Here is a 26,116-nt window from a genome sequence, read left to right on the forward strand (position 1 = left end):
GCCAGGCGTAGATTTCTTTCTGCGATTGCTTCTCACTCATTATTCTTTGTAATATCCGATGCCGGAACACACAGACACCTCGCCAGCGGCCCTGGGTTGCTTGAAAGTGAGAGAATGTTTCTGGAAATCAGGCGCTGATACTCGCCTTACATATTGCGGTAGTTCGGGCCGCCGCCGCCCTCGGGAGGCACCCAGTTGATGATTTGATAGGGATCCATGATGTCGCATGTCTTGCAATGCACGCAGTTTGAAAAGTTGATCTGAAGGCGTCGCTTCCCTTCTCCGGCGTCAACCACTTCATAGACATTCGCCGGGCAGAAGTTCTGGCAAGGGTTGCCGTACTCCTCGACGCAACGGCCGGCGCAGATACTGAAATCCAATACCTTCAGGTGCGAGGGCTGGTCTTCATTGTGATGAGTGCCTGAGTGGTAGACATCGGTAAGTTTATCGAATGTGAGCTGATTGTCGTACTTCAGTCCCGCGTACCGATCCTCGCGGCCGTCATCCTTCAGCTTCTGCATGTGCTCATGGCCTGCTTTGATCGGCAGCTTCGACGGAATGCGGCCGCCCGTAAGGATCGAGATTCCTTCAGTCATCAGCCCGAACATCCGCCCGCGATCAAACGCTTGATGGAAATTGCGGGCCTTGTAGAGCTCGCGGCCGACATAACTCTCCTTCAACTTGGTATCGAAAGACGCGAGTGTATTGCGTGAGAAATCATTCGTTACAATAGCGTCGAGAATGGTATCGGCGGCAAGCATCCCGGCCTTGATCGCGGTGTGTATTCCCTTCAGCCGCTCGCCGTTGAGCATGCCCGCCGAGTCGCCGATTATCATCACGCCATCTGCCGTCATTTGCGGCATCGTGTACCATCCGCCGACGGGCATCGCTTTGGCGCCGTAGCGAATCAGCTTGCCGCCCTTGAGCAAGTCGCCGATCAGCGGGTGCGTCTTGAAGCGTTGAAACTCATGATGCGGATCGATATTCGGATCGCGATAGTCGAGCCCAACCGCCAGCCCGATGTCGATTATCCGGTCGCGCATGCCGTAGACCCACGATCCGCCGAACGTGTGTGAGTCGAGCGGCCAGCCCATCGTGTGAATCACCGAGCCGGGCGCGAAGCGATCATCGGGCACTTCCCACAGTTCCTTGATGCCGACCGAATAAACCTGCGGATCGGTATCGCGGTCGAGCTTTAAGCAATTGATCAACTGCTTGGAAAGCGAGCCGCGAACTCCTTCGCCGAGAACCGTGACTTTGGCGGAGATATCGACGCCTGGTTCGAAATTCGCTTTCGACTTGCCCGACTTGTCTATGCCCTTGTCACCGGTGCGAACCCCGATAACCGCGTCACCGTCGTAGAGCATTTCCGCGCCGGGGAACTCCGGGAAGATATTGACCCCCGCTTCTTCGCACTTCTCGCCCAGCCATCGCACCAGCTTGTTTAGCGAGACCACATAATTGCCATGATTGCGAAGCGGGGGCGGAAGTATGGGCAACGGGATTTTGGCGCTTCCTGAAAGAAAGTAGACGCGCTCTTCACCAACGGGCGCTTCGAACGGCGCGCCTTCTTTCTCGAAATCCGGAATCAGCTCGCGCAGGCTGATTGGGTCGAGCACGGCCCCGGAGAGTTGGTGCGCCCCGATCTCTGCAGCCTTCTCGATGACCGCGATATTGATTTCCTCGAGTTGGTTGGCGCCTGATTGCTTTGCGCGTTCATTGTGCGCCGAGATCAACCTGGTGAGGTGAAGCGCGCACGCAAGGTTGGCCGGTCCCGCCCCGACCAGCAGCACGTCCATTTCGAGAATCTCTCTTTCTATCACCATGGACAACGGGAATAGACCACGTATCCGGCGGATCTGGCGGATTTACACGGATCAGATCCCCGGACATCCGTCGAATCCGCGGTCTATTCTTACCCTTCGCTTTTCACTCTCGTGATCTCCGCGGTCAGCAAGGGGACAATCTCAAAGAGGTCGCCGACGATGCCGTAGTCGGCGATGTCGAAGATCGGTGCTTCGGCGTCTTTGTTGATGGCGACAATCGTCTGCGAGTTCTTCATGCCAACCACATGTTGAATCGCCCCGGAGATTCCGATAGCCAGGTATAACTTTGGCGAAACAGTTTGCCCCGAGCTTCCAATCTGGCGATCCATCGGCAGCCATTCGTTGTCGCATATCGGCCGCGAGGCAGCGATTTCAGCGCCCATGGCGTCGGCGAGCTTCTGGACCATCTCGATGTTCTCTTGACTCTTGATGCCCCGGCCGACGGCGACGATCAGCGGCGCCTGGCTCAGATCGACTGCTTGTTTTGCTTCCTGGAACTTAGGCTCGGACTGACTCCTGATTTGCACGTCCGCCATGTTGATTTCAAGTGGCGCTATGGGAGCGGGCGATTCGGCGGCTTCGGCCTTATCAGCTCGATAGGACCCGGCTTGAAACGAGGCCAGCATCGGCGGCGCGCCCGTGACTCGAACATCGGTATTGATCTTGCCCTGAAAGATTTGCCGAGTGAAAACAACGTCGCTGCCTTCAACCCGGAAGCCAACGCAGTCGGTGACGAAGGTCTTGCCGAGAGTCGCTGCCAGCTTCGGCGCGAAGTCGCGAACCTGATAAGTGTGGCTCAGGATCACCAGGCGGGGATCGAGTTTCTCGATCACTTGCTTCAGCGCCGGCACATAACCGTCGGGAGTGTATTCCGCGAGCTTGTCGTCCTCGACGGTATGAACGGCATCCAGTTTCCTGGAAGCCACTTCAGAGGCAACGCCGGCGATGGACTTTCCAAGCACGACCGCTGATAGTTTTTCTCCGGTGGCCGAAGCGATGCCTTGCGCCGCGACCATTGCCTCCAACGAAGTGCGATTGAGCACCCCGTCTCGCTGCTCTATGAAAAGAAGTATTCCCTGGCTCATTTCTTCCCCCAAAGTGATTTGCGATTTCCGATTGCCGATTGCCGATTGCCGATTTCAGATTGTCGATTTCAGATTGCAGATTTCACATTCATACAGAAACGAATACCAATCGGCAATCAGATCACTCTTGCGTCGAAGCGCAGTTTTTCGACCAGCTTAGCGGCAGCCTCAGCCGGTTTGCCTTCGATGAACTCGGTCCGCTTCGTCTTCTCGGGCAGATAAGCGCGCTCGATTACCTGGGTTGGCTTCAAGTCATCGGCGGTCAGGCCGAGGTCGGCTGCTTTCACTTCCCGAATCTCTTTCTTCTTCGCCGCCATGATCCCCTTCAGCGTAGCGTACCGAAGCTGATTGATACCCGACTGGATGGTCAACAGCGCCGGCATCGGAAGCCGCACCCACTGAAACCATCCGCTCTCAAGCTCGCGTTTCACCCGCACGGAACCGTCCTCGGGCTGGACTTCCATTACGATGGTCGCGCTCGGCAAAGCCAGATGCTCGGCAAGGATCAATCCGACCTGTGCGAATCCGTAATCATCCGACTGCAACCCGGTGAATATCAGATCGCACTTCTCGTCCTTGAGCGCCGCCGCCAAGGAGCGGGCAATCGCGGCCGAGTCGGTTGCGGTGTCGAAGATCGGATCGTGCAGGTGAATGGCTCGGTCCGCGCCCTTCGCGAGCGCTTCCTTGATTGACTGGCGCACACGCTCGGGGCCCAGCGAGACGACTATGACCTCGCCGCCGTGCTGCTCTTTCTGGCGAAGCGCCTCCTCTAGCGCGTATGCATCCGCTTCGCTCATCTCGTAGCTGATGTCGCGCTCATCGATCCACTTTTGATCGGCGCCGATTCGCAAGATGGAATCTTTCTTGGGCACCTGCTTCAAACAGACGACTATGTTCATACGAGTCCCTTATGTAAATTGCACGGGCAGATCTGACTCCCTGCCCTCCGGTTTATTACTTTCCAGCTAGATTTGGGCGTGATGAATGTCCCGCGAACATCAGTTTGGCGCCGAGTCATTGATGCTCCATTCTCGGGCGCCGCGACAGACTGTCGTGTGCCGGACATTTTTCAAAGGCGAAACAACCCGTGTACGGCCATGATTCCTAGTCACCGTCGTATCGCTTCAGGAGTAGAGCCGCGTTTGTGCCGCCGAACCCGAAGGAGTTCGACAGCGCGTATCGCAACGGAGCACGGCGCGCGGCGTTCGGTACATAGTCAAGATCGCATTCGGGATCGGGCTTTTCGTAGTTGGCGGTTGGCGGCACGATCTGGTCGTGGAGCGCCAGCGCGCAGACTCCCGCCTCGACGCCCCCGGCCGCTCCGAGAAGGTGGCCCATCATCGACTTGGTCGAACTGACGGGAATTGAATAGGCGGAATCCCCGAACACCTTCTTGATCGCCAGCGTCTCGAGCTTGTCATTGTAGTGAGTCGACGTGCCATGCGCGTTGATATAGTCAATGTCGTGCGGCTGAATGCCTGCGTCTTTGATGGCATTCGTCATGACTCGTACCGCTCCGTCTCCGTCTTCTGAAGGCTGCGTGATGTGGAACGCGTCGCTCGACATGCCATATCCAACCAACTCTGCGTAGATTTTTGCGCCTCGCGCGCGCGCTCTTTCGAGCTCCTCAAGTAGCAGAACGCCCGCGCCTTCACCGATCACGAAGCCATCGCGGTCCGCGTCGAACGGGCGGCTCGCGTGCCCGGGGTCGTCGTTCCGAGTCGACAACGCGCGCATCGCAGCAAAGCCGCCCACACCCATCGGCGTGATTGCGGCTTCAGCGCCTCCGCACAGCATTGCGTCGGCGTCCCCACGCTGAATGATCTTGAAGCTGTCGCCAACAGCATGAGACCCAGTCGAACACGCGGTGCACGTCGCCGAGTTCGGCCCCTTGAGCCCGAAGCGAATCGACACTTGCCCCGCCGCGAGATTGACTATGGCGGCCGGAATAAAGAAAGGCGATATCTTGCCGGGTCCGCCCTTTAAAAACTTCTCGTGCTCGCGCTCGATCACGCCAAACCCGCCGATCCCCGATCCGATAAACACTCCGATCCGCGTGGCATCGTCGTCTCCATTCACTCGAAGGCCGGAGTCGTCCATCGCTTCTTGCGAGGCCGCGACGGCGTAGTGAATGAACGGGTCCATCTTTTTGACTTCTTTTTTCTCGATGAACTTCAGGGGATCGAAGTTTTTTACTTCGCTCGCGATGCGGACCGGAAAAGCAGAAATGTCGAAACGGGTGATGGGACCAACCGCATTGCGGCCGGCGAGCAGGTTCGACCAAACCTCTTCCTTGGTATTGCCTGAGCCACAGATGAGGCCCATGCCTGTAATTACGACACGACGGTTCAATCCTCAACCTCCGGGCTTAGAAGCGAGCGACGCTCGGCTTACTTGGAATGCTTACTTATGTAGTCGATCGCGTCACGCACGCTTTGAATCTTCTCGGCGTCTTCGTCGGGAATCTCGATGTTGAACTCTTCCTCGAACCTCATCACCAGCTCAACTGTATCGAGCGAGTCGGCGCCAAGATCATCAATGAAGCGCGCGTTCGGAGTCACTTCGCCCTCGTCAACACCGAGCTCATCGACGATTATCGTTTTCACCCTCTCCTCAACGGAACCTTCAGCCATTTCGTAGCCCCTCCTATCAAAATGTCCGACAAACCTCAGTTTGTCGTGGTTTCAATGCGGCGTATCAACGAGTCAGCGACAACCTGAAGTTCGTCGGACATCGCATCGTTTTCAAAGTTGATTATGAACGATGAACCGGGAATGCCCAAGCTCACCTTTCATCTTTCCCCTCATTCCTGGGAGCGCAGGCACCCCTGCCTGCTTGGCGCTGCGCTAGAAGAGGCAGGCAGGGATGCCTGCGCTCCCAGGGTACTTCAGAGTCCTAAAGCAGCCACCGTAGCGTCGAGCGACTGAGCGTCCTCGACGTTCAGTATCTGACACTGCCGGTTGATCTGCCTGACAAGCCCCGAAAGGACCTTCCCCGGTCCCACCTCGATGAACCGCGTCACGCCTTCATCGAGCAGCCGGTTGACGGAATCGCTCCAGCGGACTGGCGATGCGACCTGTCGAAGCAGCGCGTCTCGCGCTTGGACGCCGGTTGCTATAAGCGCCCCATCGACGTTTGTTACAAGCGGCACCCGCAAATCAGCGAACTCGGTTTCGTTGAACACCACCTCGAGCCTTTCGGCGGCAGGCTTCATCAACTCGCAGTGAAAGGGCGCGCTGACTGCAAGCATCACCGCTCGCTTTGCGCCCTTAGCTTTCGCCAACTCAACCGCGCGTTCGACGGCCGGTCTGTGTCCGCCGATCACCGTCTGATTCGGCGAGTTGATATTCGCCGGCGCGCAAACGCCCAGACTTGAAGCTTCGACGCAAATAGACTGGACGATTTCAATACCTATGCCGATCAACGCCGCCATCGCACCCTCACCAGGCGGCACGGCCTCTTGCATATACAGGCCACGCTTTCGCACTGCCCTTAACGCGTCATCAAACTTCAAAGATCCCGCAGCCACAAGCGCGCTGTACTCACCAAGGGAATGGCCGGCGACAAAGTCGGCTTTCGCCCCTCGAGCTTCGAGAACTCGCAGCACCGCAATTGACGTAGTCAGGATTGCCGGCTGAGTGTTTACCGTGAGCCTCAACTCTTCATCGGGCCCTTCGAAGCACAGGCTCGACAATCTCATACCGAGCGCGCGATCTGCTTCTTCGAACACCTGACGGGCCACCGGCTGTTTCTCCGCCAGTTCCGTCCCCATTCCCACTTGCTGCGAGCCCTGACCTGGAAATATGAAGGCTGTTCGCATAGTAGTGGTCAGTAGTCCGTGGTCCGTAGCCCGTGGTTAAATCGAACCCATAGCCAGTGACTACGGACTACGGACTTCCGTCTAACGGTGTCCGTCGCGGCTCGCCACAATAGCCGCGCCCAACTCAGCTTCAATTCTCCCGTTGACCTCGCCGAGGCAATAGGTGCGCGCGACAGCGATCGCATTACGAATAGCCTTGGCGTTCGATCGGCCATGACATATGACCGCGACGCCCTTTATGCCCAACAGCGGCGCTCCGCCGTACTCGGCATAGTCCAGCTTCTCTTTGAATTTCTGAAACGCGGGCCGCGTCAGCATCGCGCCGGCCTTCGTCTGAATGGTAGCTTGAAGCTCGTGCTTGAGCAGCCGCATTATGAACTCGAAGACACCCTCGCTGACCTTGAGCGCGACGTTGCCGGTGAAGCCGTCACAGACGACCACGTCTACCTGCCCCGTGTACATGTCGCGTCCTTCTACGTTTCCTACGAAGTTAAGCGTTGAGTTCTTGAGCAGCTTGAACGCTTCTTTAGTCAGATCGTTGCCCTTGATCTCTTCTTCACCGATCGATAGCAACCCAACTCGCGGGTTGGCCACGCCGACGACGACGCTCGAGTAGAGTGATCCCATCACGCCAAAATCATAAAGGTGGGCGGGTTTGCACTCCGCGTTTGCGCCGACGTCGAGAATGACCGTTCCATGTCCGGTCAGAGTGGGAAGCACTGCCGCCAGAGCGGGGCGATCTACCTTAGGAAGCGCGCCGATGACCAGCTTCGAGGTCATCATAACCGCGCCGGTGTTGCCCGCGCTTACAAGTGCCTGAGCTTGTCCGTCGCGCACCAGCTTGGCGGCTACGCGAATTGAGCTGTTCTTCTTGCGTCGAACTGCGAGCGCCACCGGGTCATCCATGGTGATGACCTCTTGCGCGTCTACGATCTCGATGCTCGAGCTCCGCCAGGAGCGGCGACTGCCGCTCAGCGTCCGAGTCCTGCGATGCTTATCGAGTTCAGCCTGAATCTGCTCGGATCGCCCGACCAGGATGACGCCGACTCCGAGATCGCGCGCAGCTTCTATGGCGCCCTCGACCTCGCTGGCTGGAGCGAAATCGCCACCCATTGCGTCCACAGCGATCTTTAGCATAAAGACCTAAAAGGGATCGAAGATTGAGGATCGAGGATTGAAGATCGAAATGAATAGTCGCGATCCTCGATTCTCGATCATCGATCCGCGATTCTCTTACTCTTCTTCTTTCATCTCGATGGCAATGCGCCCACGATAGAAACCACACTTGGGGCACACGCGGTGCGGCGGGCGAGGCTCTCCGCAATGGGGACAGTTCCCCACCGCGGCCGGCGTTAGATGATCGTGCGCCCTGCGCTTGCCGGTACGCGATTTTGAATGCTTTCGTTTAGGATTTGGCATTAATGTACTCCTGACTCTATCAACTCAGTTAGATTTCAATTCCTTGAGCGCAGCCCAACGCGTGTCCACTTCCCCGTTGCAAGCACACTCGGCATGATTCAGATTCGCACCGCACTCAGGGCACAGGCCGCGGCATTCTTCGGTGCATAAACGAGCCATCGGCAAAGCCAACTCGATTTGTTCTCGCGTAAGATCATCGACACTAATGATCCCGTCCTGATAGAACCCAAGCGAGAGATCGTCTTCACCCAACTCATGTTCCTCTCCCGTTCCGTGGGGGGGCACGTAAACAAGGTCGAACGATTCAACTACGGGCACGGACAAAGTAGCGAGACACCGGTCGCATTCGAACTCCACCAAAGCACTTACGCTGCCAACCAGCGCCACCTTTTTGGCGTCGCGGTTTGCCCGGAGGCTTACCTCGGTTTGCCCGATTGCATAACCATCTTCGCCTGACAGACCAAGCTCCCCGGCCGGATAACGATGGTGGACACTGAGTCCCTCATCCTCACTTATCTGGGCTACTACGATGTTCATCCCCGAATCTGGATCGAGCCAGGACTCGCGCTCGACCCGACCTTACTATCATAGTCACAAGAATTCTGCTTTGCGCAAAAGATATTCATTATATAGTTGACAACTCGGTTGTCAACTAACGCTTCGAACAGGTAGTGTCTTAATTCTGCGTTGCTGAGAATTAGCCTACTCGTCTTCAAAATTGATGCTGCGCCGCGATTGAGCTATGATGAGTTTCGGCGAAAGTGTTTCTGACCAAGGGTCGCAGCAACTGTGGCTCTTTAGGGAGTTCGTCTCCGAGATAGGAAAAAGACGCTGTATTACCGAGTGGTGTAGGAAAGAGTTGGAAGTGGCGGGCAGGGTCAAGTTTCGACAGATGCTCAAAGAGCTAGCAGTAACGCCGCGTCTTGGCTGGAAGATGCCCCACTAGCGCGTATTGACTGGGTATTCTGACATAGGCGAAATTAGGTTCAAGGCCAACAAGATTCAGCATAGGCCGATTGGTTTCTTTGGACCCAGTGGAGGCGAATATACGCTGTTGCTCGGCGTTAAAGAGCGGGGTAACAAGTTTGAGAACAGGCAGGCGGAAGAGGTAGCGGATGGGCGGAGAATCAAAGTCTTGGCAGACAGGAGGCGGTCGGAGATTTATGAATACTGAAATCAACACTCTAGCCGGCAACGACGATACGCTACTAGTAGAACTGCAAGACAAAGAGTATAGGGATCTCTTTGTTGTCGAGCATATTCAGACAAGCCTGCCTTTCCAGACTCAAGCTTTGCGCGAGCAGCGTGGCTGGTCGCAAAAGGAGCTTGCGGAACGGACAGGCATAACTCAGACGAACATGTCTCGCATAGAAGACCCCGACTACGGAAAGCTGACCCTTAGAACTCTTCTTCGGTTAGCGTCCGCTCTTGATGTTGCTCTATTCGTCCGCTTTGTTCCCTTCAGCTTTTTAGTTAACTGGACCGAAGGCAGGACTCAGCGAATCCCCGGCTTATCACATGACGCACGATTAGTGCTGAGTTTCCAAGAGGAATTTGGGAATCGGACAATATCCACCATCTTAGAATTCCCGACACTTCCCTTGGTGCGTCAGGAACAAGGCGAAGAAACGCTTCTGGGCGCGCCTAAGCGCGGCACAACGCGAGGCCACGGCGCGATGGGGGGAGATGCTCCAGAACCTGTGGGCCTTATGGGGAAAGTAGGATGAGGATAATTAGTATCGACAGCGCAAGGGCCGGTCTTGTAATTCCCTTTGCGGAGATACTGCCCTTAACAGGCGTAGATCCGCGCGATATCTGCGACGCGATAGCTGAAAGATACTCGTTTGCGGATGAGCCCGATTTCTCCGAAGGGCTCCAATCGACACGGGAGAATGGATTAGTCTTTGAAGTCGGCAAACTTAAATCAGGTAGCCACGGAGCAATAGATAAGCTAGTGATCACGGGCGAGATGGTTGTGGGTTGGGCCACACCCACAGATGTTGCTAAAGAGTTCATGCAAGACCTCCTTAACTGGGGAGCCAGTTCTCAGGGGTGGCGTGTCACACCAACTCTCTTTGAGAGCTTAGTGTTCTTGAGTCAGATCACAGTGGAGTTTGATGCGCCTATGGGGAAATTAATTCGCAAACTTGAAGCCCTTTCTGGAATGTTCCAAAACGTATTCAACAGAAGTTATAATTCTAACCAACAAATCGATTTCGCTGGGCTCTTCTTCAACTACGACCGCACATATCTTACGGCGCCCTTAAATCAACTATCGTCCTTCGGCATAGACAGAAAACTCGGAGCCGCCTTTGATACAAATCGCTTTTTCTGTACAGCCCCGGTTCAGACACAAGATCACATAAAGCTGTTGGAAGAAATCGAGCTTATGGCTGCCGCAGACTAAGGTCGCTAGATCTGACACTCACACATTGTAAAGACGCTGCCTTCGAGCCGCACTGACGCCTTCAACTCTTATTAATGCGAACATTTCGGAACTTTACGCTTACTCAGACGTGATCATTCTGGGTATAATTATGGAGCCGTAATACACCCCCAAGGAAGACACGGGCCGAATGGCAGCAGTCACTCACCAGGCGCAAGCGATTGAACTGAGCGGCAGCCGGTCGGTAGAAGCATCAAATGATCACGAACTGCTGGCCGCGATTCGCGACGGCGATGAACTCGCGTTTCAGGAGCTCGTGCGCCGGTACCGCAACCCGATAACCAATTTCGTCTATCGGATGCTTGACGATTACGACAGGTCCGTGGAGCTGGCGCAGGAAACCTTCATACGCGTGTACACGAGCGCATCGCGCTACCAGGCGAACTACAGCTTCTCGACCTACATCTATCGCATTGCCACGAACCTGGCAATCAGCGAGCTTCGAAGGCGAAAACGGCGGAAGACGGTCTCGCTCTTTTCACCCTTTACGAATGATGACGGAGAAGCAATTGAGATCGATCCGCCTGATCTGAACATGCTTCAGGACGAAGCGCTGATTGCGAATGAACGCCGCCGGGCAGTCGCACGCGCGATAACTTCTTTGCCTCAGAAATACCGGACGGCCATCGTCCTGCGCGACGTTGAAGGATTGAGCTACGACCAGATAGCCGAGACGTTGAAGTTATCCGAGGGTACGGTGAAGTCACGCATCAACCGGGCGCGCAATCTTCTTAAGGAGAAACTGACCGCCTACATGTGAAACAGGTGAAAACTATGAAGGGCTGTAACTACATAAAGGAACGTATCGACGAAGCGGACAAACCAAATCTGCTTTCCTTCGAGGTGACCGAGCACATTGCCCAATGCGATGACTGCGATCGCTTTGCGAGAGAGCGAACAGCACTAAGAGAGCTGGTGGCATCGGGCGCTCGAGTGAACGCGCCGATAAATTTCGACGCGATGCTCAATTCGCGGCTCGCTGAAGTGAAGGCTCGACGCTCGTTTTGGTGGCTTGGTTCGCCAGGCTTGCTCAGGCTCGGCGCGGCAACAGCCGGCCTGGTAATCATGATCTTCGCAGCGCAGTACACCGGTCTGTTCTCCGACCAGTCTAACCGCGGACAACAAGCTCAAAACGGCGCTGGCGTCTCGCCAACTCTCGAGAAAGCATTACCCCCATCGGCGCCACCGCCCGAAATCAACACGGGTCCTAATCGCGATTTGAGCAATCACGGCGGGCGTGAGGAGACAGTCGCTTATGCGAGCCCGGGGGGAAACGTTAGAACTCGACGGGGCGACGTCGCGGTCAGCAGGATCACACCGTCCGCCTATGTGACAGCCGAAGACGGCGGAGTCGTTTTGGTACGCGGGCAGAATGGAGATATGGACGTTCAGATGCCTACGGTGAGCGTGGGAGCGCAGCCGCTCTTGTTCGTGCGCGCCGGTCAGAGAGCCGTGCGCGATATCGGCACCTCATTTTGAATCAACGTTGTGAGGAAACTAGGTTTCATGAGTAGAAGTGCAGCAGCAATCGTAGTTCTGATTCTCGCGTCAGCGGCGCGAGCGCAATCGCCTCAGCCACCGCAAACAGCGGCGAACGAGTCGCGTGTGCAGTGGGCGGTGTCTGTTGTTCACACGATCGACCTTCAAAAAATGGTCGATCTGATGCGCGAACAACAAAAGCTCAGGGTTGGCGTAGCTGGAACCGCCCCGCGCTACATTTACAACATCACGACCGGCATTGTCGTAGACGACCAGGGCCACGTCGTCACCCGGCTTAGCAATCTGGACCCGCAGGAAAAGGAGCATAAGCTCGCAGTCACGACCAGTGACGGAGCAACATTGGCGGCGAAGTTGATTGGGGTTGACTTCGCGACTGGGTTCGCGGTGCTCGAGGTAGCATTGCTAAAAACCGCTCTGCCCAACGTTGCCGGCCCCGCCAGTTTATTGAACGGCGCAACAGTAAAGATTTTGAGCAGCGACGTCGTGCCGAAGTCGGTCACCGACAAAGTCTACCTGGCGCCGTCGATCACCGTCTCTCAAGGCCAGGTTCGGGTCGACAGCCTCTACTCGAAAGCGCGAGGCGCGTTAACGTTGCTATCTGGCAACTTGCTTGCTCGCAGTGATAGCAGCGTGGTTGTGACGCCTGAAAATCAGTTGATTGGGATCGCGCAATACGCGGGCTACGGGCGAGCGTACCTCTATCCGATCCAGTTCATTCGCGATACGGTTGCGAAGCGGGTGCTCGAGAAAAAAGACAATGTGCCCGCCGGCTGGCTCGGAATCATGGGCGACAGCGTGGCCCAGCTTTCGGACGCCGACTTCGGAGCGTTGGGGCTGCAACGCAAGGCAGGGGTAATCGTGCGGCAGATCACGCCTGAAAGCGCGGCGGCGCAAGCCGGCCTCATGCTCAGTGACATCATCACGCGAGTGGACGATTCTGAGATCGCGGGGACGGCTGATCTCAAAGCCTCGCTGTCATCGTTGCCGGCCGGACAGGCGGTCAAGCTGCAAGCAATCAGAGATCATCAACCGTTAGAGCTCAAGGCAGTGCTGGGTCCGCGGCCCTACAACGAGCCGGGATATCTGGCGGCGCTATTCGATCAGACCTTCGAGCCGGCGCTTTCCGTGCGCGCTCAACTGGAAAAGCGGCTCAAGGAACTGGCAGACATTTTCCGAGCCTATAAGAAGAGCCCGCCGACGCGAGAGACCAACGAGGCAGTGCGCGAGCTTGCGCTTGAGATCAGACAGATCCAGGACAACCTCCGGGCGCTCGACAACACCGATCCGCGTCCTCGCCCAGTGCAGCCTTCTTCTCGCCCGGATTACGGCGATGTCAACCTGACCGGCGAGAGGCTCACTGCGGACTTCGATTTTCCCGCCGGGTTTACTGCTCGCGATGTGACGTCTCAGCTCGCCGCAATCCTGCAGGCGAGGGGAGGGGTTCTTGTCTCGAGCGTTGCAAAAGGCAGCCCGGCAGAGCGCGCGGGACTCAAAGCCGGCGACGTCATCGTGGGTACACAGGAGCGAGTGCTGCTGGGCACCGCTCAACTCCAGGTTCTTCTCTCCTCACAGCACGGGACAATCACACTGAGGGTGGTGCGAAACAAGGAGCCGATCATTGTGAGTCTCAATCTCCAGTAGAAGAGCAAGGAGCAAAGGGCGAAGAGTCTCTTTGCTCCTTGCTCCTTGCCCTTCGCTCTTCGCCCTTTGCCCTTTGCCCTTTCCCCTTCGCCCTTCGCCCTTTCGCCCTTCGCTCTTTGCCCTTTGCTTCGTGTCTGTGATACTTACCTTCACTCGCCAATGAAAACTTCTTTAACCCGCACGCAGTGGGTCTTAATCGTCGTCCTGACTCTCGCCGCAGCGCCCTATTTCATTCGTCTAGGTGCGTCGTCTTTGTGGGACTCTAACGAAGCGTTCTATGCCGAAACGCCGCGCGAAATGATCGAGTCTGGGGACTACGTCAACCCGGCGTTTAACTTTCACGCTCGTCTCAACAAGCCGCCTCTTAGCTACTGGCTGGTCATCCCTTTTTACAAGCTGCTCGGCGTATCGGAAACAGCCGAGCGGCTGGCCATCGCTCTGGCTGCGATGACTATGATTGGCACGGCCTACGGATTGGGCCGCGTAGTGTTCTCGGTAGACGCAGGCCTTTTAGCGGCGATCGCAATGGCGATAGCCCCGCGGTTTCTGATGTTTTCGAGGCGGATAATGATCGATGTCAGCCTGGCAACGTTCATGGCTCTCGCGCTGTTGTTGTTCATGCTCGCCGAGAGAACACCCGTGAGGCGCCGGCTATATCTAGTTCTGATGTACGTCTCGTTAGGTCTCGGCGTCATCACCAAAGGCCCGGTAGCGATCGCGTTGCCCGCCGCGACGCTTGTTATCTACCTGGCGGCTTATCGCCAACTCAACAGGCTTAGCGAGATGATGCTGCCGATGGGGTTGATTATTGTCGCGGCAATAGTTTTGCCGTGGTACCTCGCGATCTACTATCAACACGGCTGGACCCATATCGAGACGTTCATCCTCAAGGACAATCTGTCGCGATACACCCAGCCGGTTTGGGGCCCTCGGCGGGGCTTCTTGTTTTACATCCCCGTCATGATCGGTGATCTTTTTCCGTGGTCGCTATTCCTGATTCCCGGTCTGGTGCTCGCCGCACGGGAAGTTTGGCGCGGCAAGGGTCAGCCGGCTTCACCGGCCAAATCAGCGCTGCTCGTCATATGGATCGCCGTGATCGTGGTGTTCTTCTCCTTCTCGAGAAGCAAGGAGGACTTGTACATCCTGCCGATCTATCCAGCGGCTGCCGCGTTAGTCGGAGGCTGGCTCGCGGGCTTCCTCGGCAGCGAACGATACCCGAAGAACGGTTTCATGCGCTGGCTCGCGGTTGCGCTAGGTGCAGTCATCGTGGCGGCGGGCGCTGTCATCCTGTACTTGTTTGGTAAGGGGACCCAACCCTACGAGATGGCCGGCGCGAACTTTATCGGCTACGCCGCGATTCTTGGCGGCCTGTTGGCAACGGGCTTGGCGCTGCTTAAAAAAACGCGTTCAGCCATCGTCACCACAGCGCTGTCTGTAGCGGCGTGCAACTGGGTCTTCGTGCTTTGGACGCTTCCGGATTTCGAGCGCTATAAGCCGGTGCGTTCACTTTGTGAAGCCATAGCCACCGAGGCGCGCCCGGATGCGCTCGTGGGCTACTACCGGACGGCTTATCCGAGTATGGTCTTTTATCTCCGGAGGCCGATCTTCGAGTACTACGAACAAGTTGAAATCGAAGCCGCGTTCGCTTCCGGCAGGGAGGTCTTTTGCATTATGACCGCGGTTGAGTATGAAGCGACAAAATCGCAGCTCCCCCCGCAAACTCGCGTGCTTGCCAGCCGTCCGATCTTTCAAGTAAAGTTGAAAACTATTCTTAATAGAGTCGAGCTTCCTCAGGTGGTGCTAATATCCAACAAAGGCGGAACAAACGTCACGCAATGAAGAAGGGTGGCCTGGTAGCGCTAAAGGTTTTCGTCAGCCTCGGCATATTGGTGTACTTGTTCACCAGGGTCGTGAAGATCGACGATCTATGGGCGAACCTAAGAGAGGCGAAGGTATCTTATTTCCTTGGGGCGGTGGCAGTCTTTTTCGCAGTTCAGACTCTGAGCGCTTACAGATGGTACCTGCTGCTCAAGCCTGTGAACATCGAGACCAGTTTCCCGCGGATTCTCGGTCTGTTCTATCTGGGAATGTATTTCAACTTCTTCCTGCCATCCTCGATCGGCGGGGACTTCTTCAAGGTCTACTACCTCAATAAGGAGACCGGCAGGCTAAGCGCGTCTACCGCCTCGGTTTTCGTCGACCGCGACATCGGGATGGGCGGACTGCTATTGATTGCGTTCGCGGCGGCGGCCTGGGGCGGGACAAGGGTGCCCCCGGGGAATGGTGTTCTGCTGGCTCCCATTTTCGCCTTGATCGGACTCGCTTTCGTCTTAGTTAACCTCGCGCTTTTTTATCGGCCGACTTACAACCTGCTTCACAGATTACTCCGCGTATTCAAGATGAAGAAAGCCGATGAACGAGTTGAGCACCTCTTCGAATCAGTCAACTCATACCGGGGAAAATGGGGTCTCGCTACTATTGCACTGATGATGTCGCTGGGTGTGCAAGTCGGCTGCGCGGTCGTCAACATGCTTGCGGCCGGCGCAATCGGAATGCGCACTCAGCACGGATGGATAGATTACTTCGTGTTCATCCCGGCGATTGGGCTTATAGGAATGATACCGCTGTCGGTTAACGGGGCCGGGTGGCGCGAGGCATCCTACATCTTGTTGTTTAAGTCTGTCGGCGCCGAGGGGCACGAGGCCGCAACGCTGTCTCTATTGTGGCTGGGCGTCATGGTGGTAACAAGTTTGCCAGGGGGGATCATCTATCTTGCGCAAGGCCGGCAGGATAAACAGAATCGGCCCTTGAGTAACGACGGCGTTGGCGAAGCTCTCAAGGTCGGCGCTCCGATCAATGAGTCGCGCGAAGAAGAACCGGCGTCGACGATCTGAAACTCGATGCGAGCCAACCGGCAAGAACCGGATTGAAGCGTGAGGACCGGGATGTACAGGAAGTTCATAACAAGCCTTATTGCGTTAGGGTTGTTCACGGTGTTGGCATCGGGCACCGGGTTTGGACAAGAAAGGGCTAAGACCGGGAAGAAGGAAGTCACTCGGAACGAACACCAAGTACCTGAGCAGAGTGCGCAAAGAGTGACGCGCGGGCCCAGCTTCTACATCGCTGCCTTTGAAGGCGACAATCGACTGTTTAGCGTTTTGCTGTCGGACGGGAACGGCAAGACAGTGTCAGGCTCATTCACCCTTCAACAGATCGATGTCTTCGAAGCGGTCCTGGAAGCTGCAAAGGCATTCGCGCTAACAGACGAAAAGGTTGGGTCCGGCGAGCCCATAATTACACGGCTAATGGAGCAGCATGAATGGTCCTTGTTTGTCGATGTGTCGAAGAAGGGCAACCAGAGCCGCTTCTACGTTTCGCTGATTACTCTTCACGGGAAGCTGACCGCGGAAGCCGGAGAAATCATTCGGGGCAGCAAGAAAGAGCCTTCAGCGCTGCTTCTAAAAATCCTGTCGCAGGTGCAAAATGCCAAAGCAGGCATCAAACCTGGCATGCAATAGTACACGCTTCCTTCAAATCAACGGGATCCGGCTACCTTTCACGCCAGATAACGGCATCAGCCTCCGACGGGTTGCCGGCGCGTGAAAATCAATGCCTTCACCGTGTCGATAAACCCGTCAAAGTCAAAAGGCTTCGCGGTAGCTGCATCCGCTCCTGCCTCGATGGCTACGCGCGCAGACTCGCCCCCAAACGCAGTCACCACCAGAACGGCTGTTCCGGTGAGCTGCTTGTCGACTCGGACTTTCTTCAATAACTCGATCCCATCCATTCGCGGCATGTTGATGTCGGTGATGATCAGGTCGGGGAGCTGTTTGAGCGCCGCAGCATATCCGCTTTCCCCGTCGGGCGCGGACGTAACCTCGTACCCACTCATGCTCAGCAGCTTGCTCAGAAGATCGCGCGAATCGGCGTTATCCTCGACCACCAGAATCCTGCCCGGTCTGGATATCCCCGCCGCCTTCTTCATTGCGCCATCCTCTTTCCTTCGATAGAGATGCTCGATCGTTTCACTCATTTCTGCTCTAGCTAGCATTTTTCGCTCCACTGCCTGATCAAACAGACGACGATGCTGCTGCTAATCAGCTTGCTCGCGAGCCCAACGCAAGGGACAGACTGGCTGATCACTGCAACGACTACCCGGCATAAACGAAGAGGAGGGAGAACGAATTCTCCCTCCTCTCTCCTAAAACAACCGTCTGTAGCTGCCACGCGTCTTTTGTAAAATTATTCAATAAGCGAGCGTGCGAGCTGTGGACGCTTGTGAGTGTTCGAGATTTAATATCCGAACTCGCGGTAGCCAACAACAACCCTTGTGCCAAAGCTTAGAACGCTCGCACGTTTTTCTACACCAAGTTCTCAATCTGAGATATTGCCTAAGAAAACTACTGCTTACTCGAAGTTTGAACCCTCCAAGGCTCGGGATCCCTCCCTGCGCTCTTAGACGAATCAGGCACATTCATATCACAGCGGTGAGACACGAATGAACGGTATCCAATCAGCGGCGTCCTAAAGCCGGTCGAGATCGGGAGTCCAAAAACCGTACACGCGCTCTCTATGAGTACGGTCGATACGTTGTAGCCCGAGATCCGCCAGCGCGTCCTGGTCGTGCCCAAGGTAAGTGAAGTGCGGCAGGTCATTGGGAACAGTCCGGTACCAGCCGTGGCGGCCGAGCAAGCCGTCAACCTCGCGATCCTCGTACTCGGCAACGTCAAATGCCAACATCGACAAGTGCTGAGATGCGCCAGGGGCCGCCACGGAATAGAGAATCGACTTATCAAAGAAAGTCCCGAAAAAGAGCTGCTCGGTGTCTTCAAGATTGAGAATCGCGGCTACTTGTTCGGCGGGAGTCATCTCGAGAATGGATCGCTCCCGTTCTAAAGTTATTCGTCCCATGCGCCGCCAGTGTTCGAGTCCGCGCGTCACGTTTCGCGTCCACAGGCTAACCGTGTCCTCATAAGACCGGCCTCCCGCGTCCGCCGACCGTGCGGTGATGCTGCCACCTCGCACGGCCGCTTCAGACGCTGCGGCGGACAGCGCATCGAGCGCTTCGGCCTGAAGCAAAATCTCATGTTCGCCGAAGAACCCTCGGCCCAAGACTAATGAAGATTGAAACGCTTCCACCTGGCCGGCTTCAGCAAAGATGATCGCAGGCGGGGGCGTTGCGGTGGTAGCGAATACGGCCCCATATTCGGCAAACAGCCGCTTCTCTACCGGAGACGATATTGAGGATGCAATGGTCAACAACGAGTTTGTCATTGGTTTTGGGATCCCATGCGCGCGGGCGATACGACAAATGGCCGCCGACTAACCATAACATCCGCCGACGGCAGTCTCAACGGCCTCGACCGGCGTTTCGGTCAATGCGCGACGGGCAAAAACTATTGACTCTCCTTTAGCCCTCCCGTACCATCGAAACAAGTTAGCGCCCCACTTTCACGCTTGCCCCTTCGTATCTTCAACCAGTTTTTGCCCCTTCCGTCTGAGTCTCATCAAGCGCAACCAAAGGCTCGCACATTCGGACTAGGGCATCGCCGGTCTTTTTTGTCTCTCGTTCATCGCCAACCTTCCGAATCGAACCGGAGGCTGCGCACCCTGGAGCACGCGACAATGGCTCGACACTTCCTTCGCATAACTACTATCGCACTCTTCGTCTTTGCTTTGACGTTCGCGGGGAGATTCGGCGCGCACTCCGATTCGTCAACCCAACGCACCAATCGTCCCGTTTTCGACGCTTCCTATCGTGGTCATTCATCGACCCACAAAGTGCTAATTCAAGCCAACGAGCCGGAGCTGCGCGACGCAATCCTTTCCGAAGGCGGTTCGATCCTCGAAGACTACGGCGCATTCACGCTGTTGAACGCGCCTCGCGCCGCTGCCGATCAAGTCAGCAGTCAATCCGTTTCCGGCTCGAGTGTACGCGACGACATGAATGTGCTGTTGCTGCGCGCCGGCGCGTTTGACACGACTGAGGGCGAGACCGTCGAAGCGAGCTCTCTGGGTGAACCGGACCCCGCAGGCGAGCAACTCTATCTTGTGCAGTTTGTCGGACCGATCAAGAAGCATTGGGTCGCCGAGATGAGATCGGTTGCCGAAATCGTCTCCTACATTCCGAACAATGCGTACCTCGTTCGCGCGACCGCCGACGGATTGTCGTCGATCAAAAACCTCCAGTCGGACGGCCGGAAATTTGTGCAATGGACCGGTGTCTACAAACCGGGTTACAAGATCGCGCCCGAAATCTCTCTCGACTCAGACGAAGAACTCACCTCCACGGTCCAGCTCGTGTCCAGCAGTGCCACATCTCAGGAGATTCACGACTTGATCTCTCGCTCGTCAGCTTCAATCGTCGATGAACCCAAAAATGTTCTGAACTACACCAACATTCGCATCAAGGTTGGACGGCGGCAGCTACCGGACATCGCGCGAATGAGCAACGTTGTCTGGATCGAGCCCTGGATCGAGCCGGTGCCGCACGATGAGAAGCAGGGTCTGATCCTCGCGGGTAAGCTGACCGGCGTCGAGCCGGCGTCGAGTTATCTTGCCTGGCTTCAGTCAAAAGGAATTACCTCGTCCCCCGACTTCATAGTAGACGTGTCCGATAGCGGAATCGATCAGGGTTCCCTTGATCCTCAATTGCTGCACAAGGACTTCTTGAACTCCGCGGGGTTGGCGCGGATCGCCTACGCGCGCTATGTCGGAAGCTTCGATGAAGGCGGTATCCCTCTGGACTCCACCGGACACGGAACCATCAACGCATCGATCGTGGGCGGCTACAACGTTGACTCGAGCGTTCCCTATGTCGACGCCGACGGCTACAGGTACGGTCTTGGCATTCATCCATTCGCGCGGCTCGGGGTCTCGCAGATCTTCGCGCCCGACTATACCAATCCTGACTTTGCAGCGATGGTTGGGATGATGTATCGCGACGGCGCTCGCATCTCGAGCAACAGTTGGGGCTCGTACAACAACGCCTATTCCGCGGAGTGTCAGCTCTACGATTCTATGGTGAGAGACGCGCAGCCCGCGGTTCCTGCTAATCAAGAGATGACGATTGTCTTCTCATCGGGCAACAAAGGCCAGGGCGGCAACCTGACTTCGCCGGGCAGCGCAAAGAACTTGATCGACGTCGGGGCCAGCGAAAATCTCAGGCCCGGAGTCGATCGCTGCGGGATAGACACGTTGGGCGCCGATGACGTCACTTCGATGATCTCTTTTTCCTCAGGCGGGCCGACGGCCGACGGGCGCATCAAACCCGACATCGTTGCGCCCGGAACTCATGTTCAGGGTGCAAGGTCTCAAGCGCGCGGCTACAACGGAGCCGGTGTGTGTTCAGATAGCTTTCCCGCTAACCAGTCGCTTTATACCTGGTCTTCGGGAACCAGCCACGCAGCCCCGGCCGTAGCCGGCGGCGCGGCGATCATTCGCCAGCTATTCCAGCAGTCGGTGGGGCACGGACCCAGCCCCGCGTTGATCAAGGCCTATCTCGCGAATTCGGCGTCTTACCTGACGGGATTCATGGCCGGAGACGCTTTGCCGGGCCGCAATCAAGGCTGGGGCCTCATGAGCCTCGCTCGCGCAATGGACGGCGTTCCAAGAACAATTGTCGATCAAGACCAGATGCTCTCGAATACCGGACAGGTATTCACCCTGCGAGGACGAGTCGGCGATCCAACCAAGCCGTTCCGAGTGACGCTGGCGTGGACGGACGCGCCTGGCAGTCTTGCCGCTAATCCGGTCGTTAACAACCTCGATCTGCAAGTAGACATCGCGGGCAAGACTTATCTCGGAAATCGGTTTTCAGGCGAGGTGTCGGTCGAAGGCAGCAGCCCTGACCCCCTCAACAACCTCGAAGCCGTCTGGGCCCCGACTGGAGCGACGGGGGATTTCACCGTTCGCGTGGTTGCGGCAAACATCACCGGTGACGGCGTGCCCGGCAATACCGACCTCACCGATCAAGACTTCGCGCTGGTTGTCTACAACACGCAATCGCCAACCGGCGGTAGCGGCCCGGTCGATCTCCCTCCGAATGTAAGTCTGACAGCTCCCGCCGGCGGCGAGCGCTTCCTCGTCGGGAGCACGATTCGAATTCAATGGACCGCGAACGACGACAAAGGAATTCAAAGCCAGCGAGTCGAGTTCTCTTCGGATGGCATTTCCTTCAATCAGATTGCCTCGCTTGAAGGCAAGGCTCGCAACTTCGACTGGCGAGTCCCCGGCTTTCCGACTACATCGGCAAGGATCAGAGTCACCGCGCTTGATGGCGTCAATCTTCCGGTCTCGTCCGTCAATGCGTCGCCCTTCGAGATAGTGAACGGCCCGCCTGACACGACCCCTCCGGCCGTGACGTTGCTTTCACACCTTGGCGGCGGCGCGGTGGGCGGCGGTTTGGCGAGCTCGATCAGGTGGAGAGAATCCGACAACGTTGGCGTGCTTACGCGAGTGATAGATGTCTCGACAGACAACGGCAACACGTTCCAGCACTTGGTCTCGATGACGGCGCCCAGCAGCGGAGACCTGCAGAGTTACGATTGGCAAGTGCCGGCGGACATTTTTGTCGGCAAGGCAAAGGTGCGAATCACGATCTACGACGGCGCGGGCAATTCGGCGACGGCGCGATCCAATGCCAACTTCGAAATCTGGCCGATGCCGATAATCAACGGCGTGACCTTCACCGAAGGAGACAAGCCTTCGGTCGAACTGGCTGGGAGGAACTTCCGGCCCGGTGAAACCGAGATATGGGTAGGCGACATCGCGTTAAGGAAGCTCCAATACGAGGACAGGTATTTCACCGGCAACGGCGCGTACAAGCGGGTCTCCAGCGTCGACAAGAAGCTGACCAAGCGCATCCCTGATCGCACGTGGGTGAAGTTTGAGATCCACATACCAAGGACTGGCCAGATATCTCCGGCAGTCGAATTCAAACGAAAGAAGCCGGCTTCATAAACGAGACCTGGCAGACTACCGAATTTTTTTCTCTAGCCCAGCGCGTTTACGCCTGGGTTGCGTGTGGAGATGGATTAGGCTAGCCCAGTTCACGGGGCTTCCCACGCCGATTCAGCTTATGAATACCGAATTCGGAAATGGGCATCAGTCGGCTTTCCTTGGTTTCCGTGGTTTGCTTGGCTTGGGCAGTTTTCTCACCGCTTCGTCGAAGTCCTTTTCCACTTGCGAGGACTCGGCAAGCTGACGGGCTCGGAACTTCTCAAACTCAAGCTCTGCCTTCCGTAGAGCCCGTTCGTGGGAAATGGTTCCGGCATGGGTGAGGATCTCACGATCACCGAGCCGCAGAAAATCCTCCAGCTTGGCGATCCAGTCACGCATGTACATCGGCTTGCGGTTCAGCGCCTGGAGTTCAGCGAATTCAAGATAGGCGTTGACGATGCGGTTGAGCGCTTCGAGTTCCTCGCAGTCAAATAGTTCTTCGCGATGGCGACTTCTGACTTGGTCGGCTTAGAGCCGATCCAACTCGTCAATCCCATGTTCTGGCTCGTGGCGTCGGCCCGACGATGGACAATCTCAGCCGCTGTGTGTCCGTGCGCCGCCCAGTGCATCTTGTTTTGCACTGTAGCGAAAAAAAGCTGCGACGCCTCTTCGCGCGAGTCGTAGTCAATACTCGTAGCGTAAATTTGCAGCACCTTACGCCAGAAACCTTCTCAGTCGACCTGATGTCGCGGATGCGAGAGAGCAGCTCCTCGAAGTAATTCCCGCCTCCAGCTCGCTTGAACCGCTCGTCATCCAGCGCAAATCCCTTGACGATGTATTCGCGAAGCCTTTGAGTAGCCCAGATGCGAAACTGGGTACCGCGATGCGACTTCACGCGGTAGCCTACGGAGATAATGACGTCCAAGTTGTAAAACTTGGTCTGGTAGTTCTTGCCATCGGCGGCAGCTATTAAGAATTCCTTAACAACTGAAGCCGGCTGCAACTCGCCTTCCGCGAATACATTCCGAATGTGCATGCTTACGTTCGGAATGGAGGTTTGAAACAACTCGGCCATCTGGTTCTGCGACAGCCAGACCGTCTCATCCTCCATGCGGACTTCGAGCCGGGTCGCTCCGTCACTCGCTTGATAGAGGAGCACTGGGGATTGAGGTTCGTTCTTCATCGTCTGGTCGGTTTTGTGTTCGATCGGTCTGAGGCGGCGCGATTCTCTTCTTCTCTCTCTCGCCAGATGGCTCCCATCGTCCCGAGCATGCGTCGCTAAGATTATCGCGTGAGTAGCAACCGTGCCAAGGCCGAAGTCAACTTGAAAGCGTCAATGATGAAGCGTAAACCGGACTTACCCAGCATTCGATTCTTGGCATGCGCATCGGTGGTAGCCTCAATGATGGAATCGAGAGAGTGCGAGAAGAGACAGTTCATGCACATTGTCGGAATGGTGATTCATCCTAAATTGACTCTGGAGGGTTTCTAACAGTGCTACTCCTTCTAACAAACACCTGGCTGGCGGGCAACAAGCTCGCTTTCTTCCTGCTCCAGGGTGCGAGAGACAGGGGAGCTTCAAGCGGAACCGAAGACTTCTCGCGGTGGGACACGACCCAAAAGTTGAAGTGGCCCGCCCTGGTTGTCGCGATCGTGATTGGGCTTATTGCCGGCGCGCTTGCGCGGCGGCTGATGCCCGGCAAAGACCGGATGGGCATCATCATAACCATCATCCTGGGAATCGCCGGCTCTGTTGCTGGCAGATTCATAGCGAGCCTGATCTGGAAGAATGAGACCGGCGCCTTCCGTCCAAGTGGGTTGTTGCTTTTCGGTTCTGGGAGCACTCCTGTTGCTGTTCTTGTGGCGCAGTGTGCGCGGCAACTAGAAAGGTTGATTCTTCAGTTTCGTCCTTCAACCACCCGTTTTGTACATCGCCCGCTGTTCCCGCACCGCTAATGCCCGTTCCCGTTCGATCTCTATGCGCAGTTCTTCTTCGGTTGGCAGATACAGCCGGTATTTGGAAGCGAAGAGTTGGTGACTCTCGTTCAGCACCGAGTACTTGACCACCGTATGATCTCTGTCGGTGCAGAGGATCAGACCAACGGTGGGGTTGTCGTCCTTGCCCTTCACCGTGTCTTCGAACACCCGAACGTACATATCCATTTTCCCGATGTCCTCATGCGTCAGCTCACTGGTTTTCAGGTCGATCAGTAAGAAGCATTTGAGTATGAAGTTGTAAAAAGACCAGATCGATGAAGAAATCCTTCGTCTCGGTGCTGATGCGCTGCTGACGGGCTACAAACGCAAAGCCCTTGCCAAGTTCGAGCATGAAGGCCTGGAGCTTTCCGATGATGGCCTGTTCGAGGTCGGCCTCGCGGAATTGGTGTGCATCCGGCATTCCGAGAAACTCCAGGACGTAGGGGTCTTTGATGAAGTCCTCCGGGAGCGGCGCGAGGGACTCGGTCTTCTCCGCATCTCCTCCGTGACCGGCGCCTTGTCTCGACTGATCAGCAGGCGCTCGTAATAGAGAGAGTTGATCTGCCGTTCCAGTGCTCGCGTGCTCCAGTTCTGGTCAGCGGCCTCGTTCATGTACCATTCTCGGGCCTCGGGTTTTTCGACCCGGATCAAGAGGCGGTAATGTGTCCAAGTCAATTCTCTACGCAGTGCGGAGGGAATTAATGACGGCCCCTGAGAGCGGTCTTCGTGGTTGGAAGATATTCCGCGCAGTGCGCGGAATACTGGCATCGCAAGGTAGAACTGCCTGAACGCGAACAGGTTGGAGACACCGAAGCCCTTCCCGAAATCCTCATTCAAGCGCTGTGACAGACCCCGGAGCAGGGCTTCTCCATAGCCCGCCCGTTCCTTACCCTGCTGCTCCTCTTCTACGATCATCCGCCCGACATTCCAGTAGGCTTCCACCATGACGAAGTTGACGGCGCGGTAAGCATTGGAACGGGCGGTCCGCAGGAGGTCCGCGATTGATTTGTAGAATTCTCCACGCACTGCGTGGAGAATCTGGTCACGGGATTCTCCTGGGGATTTCTTCTTCGTCATACACCAATTCCAGGCATCGCGCACGCATCGAGGATGTAGATCATCGGCGCGGTCGACCTTCCATCTCAATCTCCTCCGCCTTGCGCGCAGCGAAAGTTTCGCTGCTTGTCTTCATTCCTGCGTACTTGTCCTGAATGCGTCTGAGGTCAGCGGTTCGATTGACTCTCTCGAGGTGCGCGAGGAGTTGCCGCCGCTCCTCGGGCGTCAAAGTGTTCACTTCTTCGATGATGTGCTCTAATGCTTGGCTCGACATCGTCTACGTCCTCGGCTTAGTCACGTTTTTACCACGAACTGCTAGCTCTTCGGAAGCGGTAACTCAGCAGTGGGTCGCTCACGTTGTGGCCTTCCCGGTAGCCTCGCCCCCGTCAGATCCAGTGAGGCTACA

General features: G+C 56.4%; 22 protein-coding genes and 2 pseudogenes. 10 read left to right on the forward strand and 14 right to left on the reverse strand.

Annotation, left to right across the window (positions count from 1 at the left end):
* Positions 1 to 146: 146 nt before the first annotated feature.
* From AABO57_19630 to AABO57_19670, 9 genes are all read right to left on the reverse strand, one after another.
* Positions 147 to 1,799, reverse strand: a complete 1,653-nt coding sequence (locus tag AABO57_19630; protein ID MEK6287937.1) for an electron transfer flavoprotein-ubiquinone oxidoreductase — start codon at positions 1,797 to 1,799, stop codon at positions 147 to 149.
* A 116-nt stretch (positions 1,800 to 1,915) separates the two neighbouring features.
* Positions 1,916 to 2,911, reverse strand: a complete 996-nt coding sequence (locus tag AABO57_19635) for an electron transfer flavoprotein subunit alpha/FixB family protein (GenBank protein ID MEK6287938.1) — start codon at positions 2,909 to 2,911, stop codon at positions 1,916 to 1,918.
* 116 nt (positions 2,912 to 3,027) lie between these two features.
* A complete protein-coding gene (locus tag AABO57_19640; protein MEK6287939.1) occupies positions 3,028 to 3,810 on the reverse strand; it encodes an electron transfer flavoprotein subunit beta/FixA family protein in 783 nt (260 codons plus the stop codon).
* Positions 3,811 to 4,015: 205 nt separating this feature from the next.
* On the reverse strand, positions 4,016 to 5,263 hold the full coding sequence (gene fabF, locus AABO57_19645; protein MEK6287940.1) for a beta-ketoacyl-ACP synthase II: 1,248 nt from the start codon (positions 5,261 to 5,263) through the stop codon (positions 4,016 to 4,018).
* A 38-nt stretch (positions 5,264 to 5,301) separates the two neighbouring features.
* Positions 5,302 to 5,544 (reverse strand): acyl carrier protein, encoded by a 243-nt coding sequence (locus tag AABO57_19650; GenBank protein ID MEK6287941.1) that lies wholly within the window; start codon positions 5,542 to 5,544, stop codon positions 5,302 to 5,304.
* 254 nt (positions 5,545 to 5,798) lie between these two features.
* Positions 5,799 to 6,731 (reverse strand): ACP S-malonyltransferase, encoded by a 933-nt coding sequence (gene fabD / locus AABO57_19655; GenBank protein ID MEK6287942.1) that lies wholly within the window; start codon positions 6,729 to 6,731, stop codon positions 5,799 to 5,801.
* A gap of 81 nt (positions 6,732 to 6,812) precedes the next feature.
* Positions 6,813 to 7,868 (reverse strand): phosphate acyltransferase PlsX, encoded by a 1,056-nt coding sequence (plsX, locus tag AABO57_19660; GenBank protein ID MEK6287943.1) that lies wholly within the window; start codon positions 7,866 to 7,868, stop codon positions 6,813 to 6,815.
* A 96-nt stretch (positions 7,869 to 7,964) separates the two neighbouring features.
* Complete coding sequence (gene rpmF, locus AABO57_19665; GenBank protein ID MEK6287944.1) at positions 7,965 to 8,150, reverse strand: 50S ribosomal protein L32; 186 nt, start codon at positions 8,148 to 8,150, stop codon at positions 7,965 to 7,967.
* A 24-nt stretch (positions 8,151 to 8,174) separates the two neighbouring features.
* Complete coding sequence (locus tag AABO57_19670; GenBank protein MEK6287945.1) at positions 8,175 to 8,687, reverse strand: DUF177 domain-containing protein; 513 nt, start codon at positions 8,685 to 8,687, stop codon at positions 8,175 to 8,177.
* Between the two features lie 626 nt (positions 8,688 to 9,313).
* Between AABO57_19670 and AABO57_19675 the strand changes: the two genes are divergently transcribed.
* The 8 genes from AABO57_19675 (at position 9,314) to AABO57_19710 (ending at position 17,255) form a co-directional block, all read left to right on the forward strand.
* Positions 9,314 to 9,877 carry a helix-turn-helix transcriptional regulator gene (locus tag AABO57_19675; protein MEK6287946.1) on the forward strand — a complete coding sequence of 188 codons (564 nt, stop codon included), beginning with the start codon at positions 9,314 to 9,316 and terminating at the stop codon, positions 9,875 to 9,877.
* Positions 9,874 to 10,557, forward strand: coding sequence for a hypothetical protein (locus AABO57_19680; GenBank protein ID MEK6287947.1), 684 nt, complete (start codon positions 9,874 to 9,876; stop codon positions 10,555 to 10,557). The genes AABO57_19675 and AABO57_19680 overlap by 4 nt, the downstream gene beginning before the upstream one ends.
* Positions 10,558 to 10,726: 169 nt before the next feature.
* On the forward strand, positions 10,727 to 11,356 hold the full coding sequence (locus tag AABO57_19685) for a sigma-70 family RNA polymerase sigma factor (protein ID MEK6287948.1): 630 nt from the start codon (positions 10,727 to 10,729) through the stop codon (positions 11,354 to 11,356).
* A gap of 14 nt (positions 11,357 to 11,370) precedes the next feature.
* On the forward strand, positions 11,371 to 12,075 hold the full coding sequence (locus tag AABO57_19690; protein MEK6287949.1) for a hypothetical protein: 705 nt from the start codon (positions 11,371 to 11,373) through the stop codon (positions 12,073 to 12,075).
* A gap of 27 nt (positions 12,076 to 12,102) precedes the next feature.
* Positions 12,103 to 13,737 carry a PDZ domain-containing protein gene (locus AABO57_19695; protein MEK6287950.1) on the forward strand — a complete coding sequence of 545 codons (1,635 nt, stop codon included), beginning with the start codon at positions 12,103 to 12,105 and terminating at the stop codon, positions 13,735 to 13,737.
* Positions 13,738 to 13,896: 159 nt separating this feature from the next.
* Positions 13,897 to 15,576 carry a glycosyltransferase family 39 protein gene (locus tag AABO57_19700; protein MEK6287951.1) on the forward strand — a complete coding sequence of 560 codons (1,680 nt, stop codon included), beginning with the start codon at positions 13,897 to 13,899 and terminating at the stop codon, positions 15,574 to 15,576.
* Positions 15,573 to 16,631: a lysylphosphatidylglycerol synthase transmembrane domain-containing protein gene (locus tag AABO57_19705; GenBank protein ID MEK6287952.1), complete on the forward strand. Its 1,059-nt coding sequence runs from the start codon at positions 15,573 to 15,575 to the stop codon at positions 16,629 to 16,631. Before AABO57_19700 ends, AABO57_19705 begins: the two co-directional genes overlap by 4 nt.
* Positions 16,632 to 16,682: 51 nt before the next feature.
* Positions 16,683 to 17,255, forward strand: coding sequence for a hypothetical protein (locus AABO57_19710; protein ID MEK6287953.1), 573 nt, complete (start codon positions 16,683 to 16,685; stop codon positions 17,253 to 17,255).
* Between the two features lie 56 nt (positions 17,256 to 17,311).
* On the opposite strand, the gene AABO57_19715 is transcribed toward AABO57_19710, so the two are convergent.
* Together AABO57_19715 and AABO57_19720 are read right to left on the reverse strand one after the other, a co-directional pair.
* Positions 17,312 to 17,788, reverse strand: a complete 477-nt coding sequence (locus AABO57_19715) for a response regulator (GenBank protein MEK6287954.1) — start codon at positions 17,786 to 17,788, stop codon at positions 17,312 to 17,314.
* 473 nt (positions 17,789 to 18,261) lie between these two features.
* Entirely contained in the window at positions 18,262 to 19,011 is a 750-nt protein-coding gene (locus tag AABO57_19720) for a hypothetical protein (protein ID MEK6287955.1), read from the reverse strand.
* Positions 19,012 to 19,362: 351 nt separating this feature from the next.
* Between AABO57_19720 and AABO57_19725 the strand changes: the two genes are divergently transcribed.
* Positions 19,363 to 22,698, forward strand: coding sequence for a S8 family serine peptidase (locus AABO57_19725; protein MEK6287956.1), 3,336 nt, complete (start codon positions 19,363 to 19,365; stop codon positions 22,696 to 22,698).
* A gap of 144 nt (positions 22,699 to 22,842) precedes the next feature.
* On the opposite strand, the pseudogene AABO57_19730 reads toward AABO57_19725, so the two are convergent.
* Positions 22,843 to 23,860 (reverse strand): annotated as a pseudogene (locus AABO57_19730) (virulence RhuM family protein).
* A 311-nt stretch (positions 23,861 to 24,171) separates the two neighbouring features.
* On the opposite strand from AABO57_19730, the gene AABO57_19735 reads away from it, so the two are divergent.
* Complete coding sequence (locus AABO57_19735; GenBank protein MEK6287957.1) at positions 24,172 to 24,633, forward strand: hypothetical protein; 462 nt, start codon at positions 24,172 to 24,174, stop codon at positions 24,631 to 24,633.
* Here AABO57_19735 and AABO57_19740 read toward each other — a convergent pair.
* Positions 24,589 to 25,731, reverse strand: a pseudogene (locus AABO57_19740) (PDDEXK nuclease domain-containing protein). The gene AABO57_19735 and the pseudogene AABO57_19740 overlap by 45 nt on opposite strands.
* A gap of 40 nt (positions 25,732 to 25,771) precedes the next feature.
* Positions 25,772 to 25,984, reverse strand: coding sequence for a hypothetical protein (locus AABO57_19745; protein MEK6287958.1), 213 nt, complete (start codon positions 25,982 to 25,984; stop codon positions 25,772 to 25,774).
* Between the last annotated feature and the right edge of the window lie 132 nt (positions 25,985 to 26,116).

The organism is Acidobacteriota bacterium (assembly GCA_038040445.1).
Classification (GTDB): Bacteria; Acidobacteriota; Blastocatellia; order UBA7656; family UBA7656; genus Onstottus_A; species Onstottus_A frigus.

Coding starts and splice junctions, on each gene's coding strand:
- AABO57_19630 (MEK6287937.1), bottom strand. CDS start 1,799: ATGGACGTGCTGCTGGTCGGGGCGGGACCGGCCAACCTTGCGTGCGCG.
- AABO57_19635 (MEK6287938.1), bottom strand. CDS start 2,911: ATGAGCCAGGGAATACTTCTTTTCATAGAGCAGCGAGACGGGGTGCTC.
- AABO57_19640 (MEK6287939.1), bottom strand. CDS start 3,810: ATGAACATAGTCGTCTGTTTGAAGCAGGTGCCCAAGAAAGATTCCATC.
- AABO57_19650 (MEK6287941.1), bottom strand. CDS start 5,544: ATGGCTGAAGGTTCCGTTGAGGAGAGGGTGAAAACGATAATCGTCGAT.
- fabD (MEK6287942.1), bottom strand. CDS start 6,731: ATGCGAACAGCCTTCATATTTCCAGGTCAGGGCTCGCAGCAAGTGGGA.
- plsX (MEK6287943.1), bottom strand. CDS start 7,868: ATGCTAAAGATCGCTGTGGACGCAATGGGTGGCGATTTCGCTCCAGCC.
- rpmF (MEK6287944.1), bottom strand. CDS start 8,150: ATGCCAAATCCTAAACGAAAGCATTCAAAATCGCGTACCGGCAAGCGC.
- AABO57_19670 (MEK6287945.1), bottom strand. CDS start 8,687: ATGAACATCGTAGTAGCCCAGATAAGTGAGGATGAGGGACTCAGTGTC.
- AABO57_19675 (MEK6287946.1), top strand. CDS start 9,314: ATGAATACTGAAATCAACACTCTAGCCGGCAACGACGATACGCTACTA.
- AABO57_19680 (MEK6287947.1), top strand. CDS start 9,874: ATGAGGATAATTAGTATCGACAGCGCAAGGGCCGGTCTTGTAATTCCC.
- AABO57_19685 (MEK6287948.1), top strand. CDS start 10,727: ATGGCAGCAGTCACTCACCAGGCGCAAGCGATTGAACTGAGCGGCAGC.
- AABO57_19690 (MEK6287949.1), top strand. CDS start 11,371: ATGAAGGGCTGTAACTACATAAAGGAACGTATCGACGAAGCGGACAAA.
- AABO57_19695 (MEK6287950.1), top strand. CDS start 12,103: ATGAGTAGAAGTGCAGCAGCAATCGTAGTTCTGATTCTCGCGTCAGCG.
- AABO57_19700 (MEK6287951.1), top strand. CDS start 13,897: ATGAAAACTTCTTTAACCCGCACGCAGTGGGTCTTAATCGTCGTCCTG.
- AABO57_19705 (MEK6287952.1), top strand. CDS start 15,573: ATGAAGAAGGGTGGCCTGGTAGCGCTAAAGGTTTTCGTCAGCCTCGGC.
- AABO57_19710 (MEK6287953.1), top strand. CDS start 16,683: ATGTACAGGAAGTTCATAACAAGCCTTATTGCGTTAGGGTTGTTCACG.
- AABO57_19715 (MEK6287954.1), bottom strand. CDS start 17,788: ATGCTAGCTAGAGCAGAAATGAGTGAAACGATCGAGCATCTCTATCGA.
- AABO57_19720 (MEK6287955.1), bottom strand. CDS start 19,011: ATGACAAACTCGTTGTTGACCATTGCATCCTCAATATCGTCTCCGGTA.
- AABO57_19725 (MEK6287956.1), top strand. CDS start 19,363: ATGGCTCGACACTTCCTTCGCATAACTACTATCGCACTCTTCGTCTTT.
- AABO57_19745 (MEK6287958.1), bottom strand. CDS start 25,984: ATGTCGAGCCAAGCATTAGAGCACATCATCGAAGAAGTGAACACTTTG.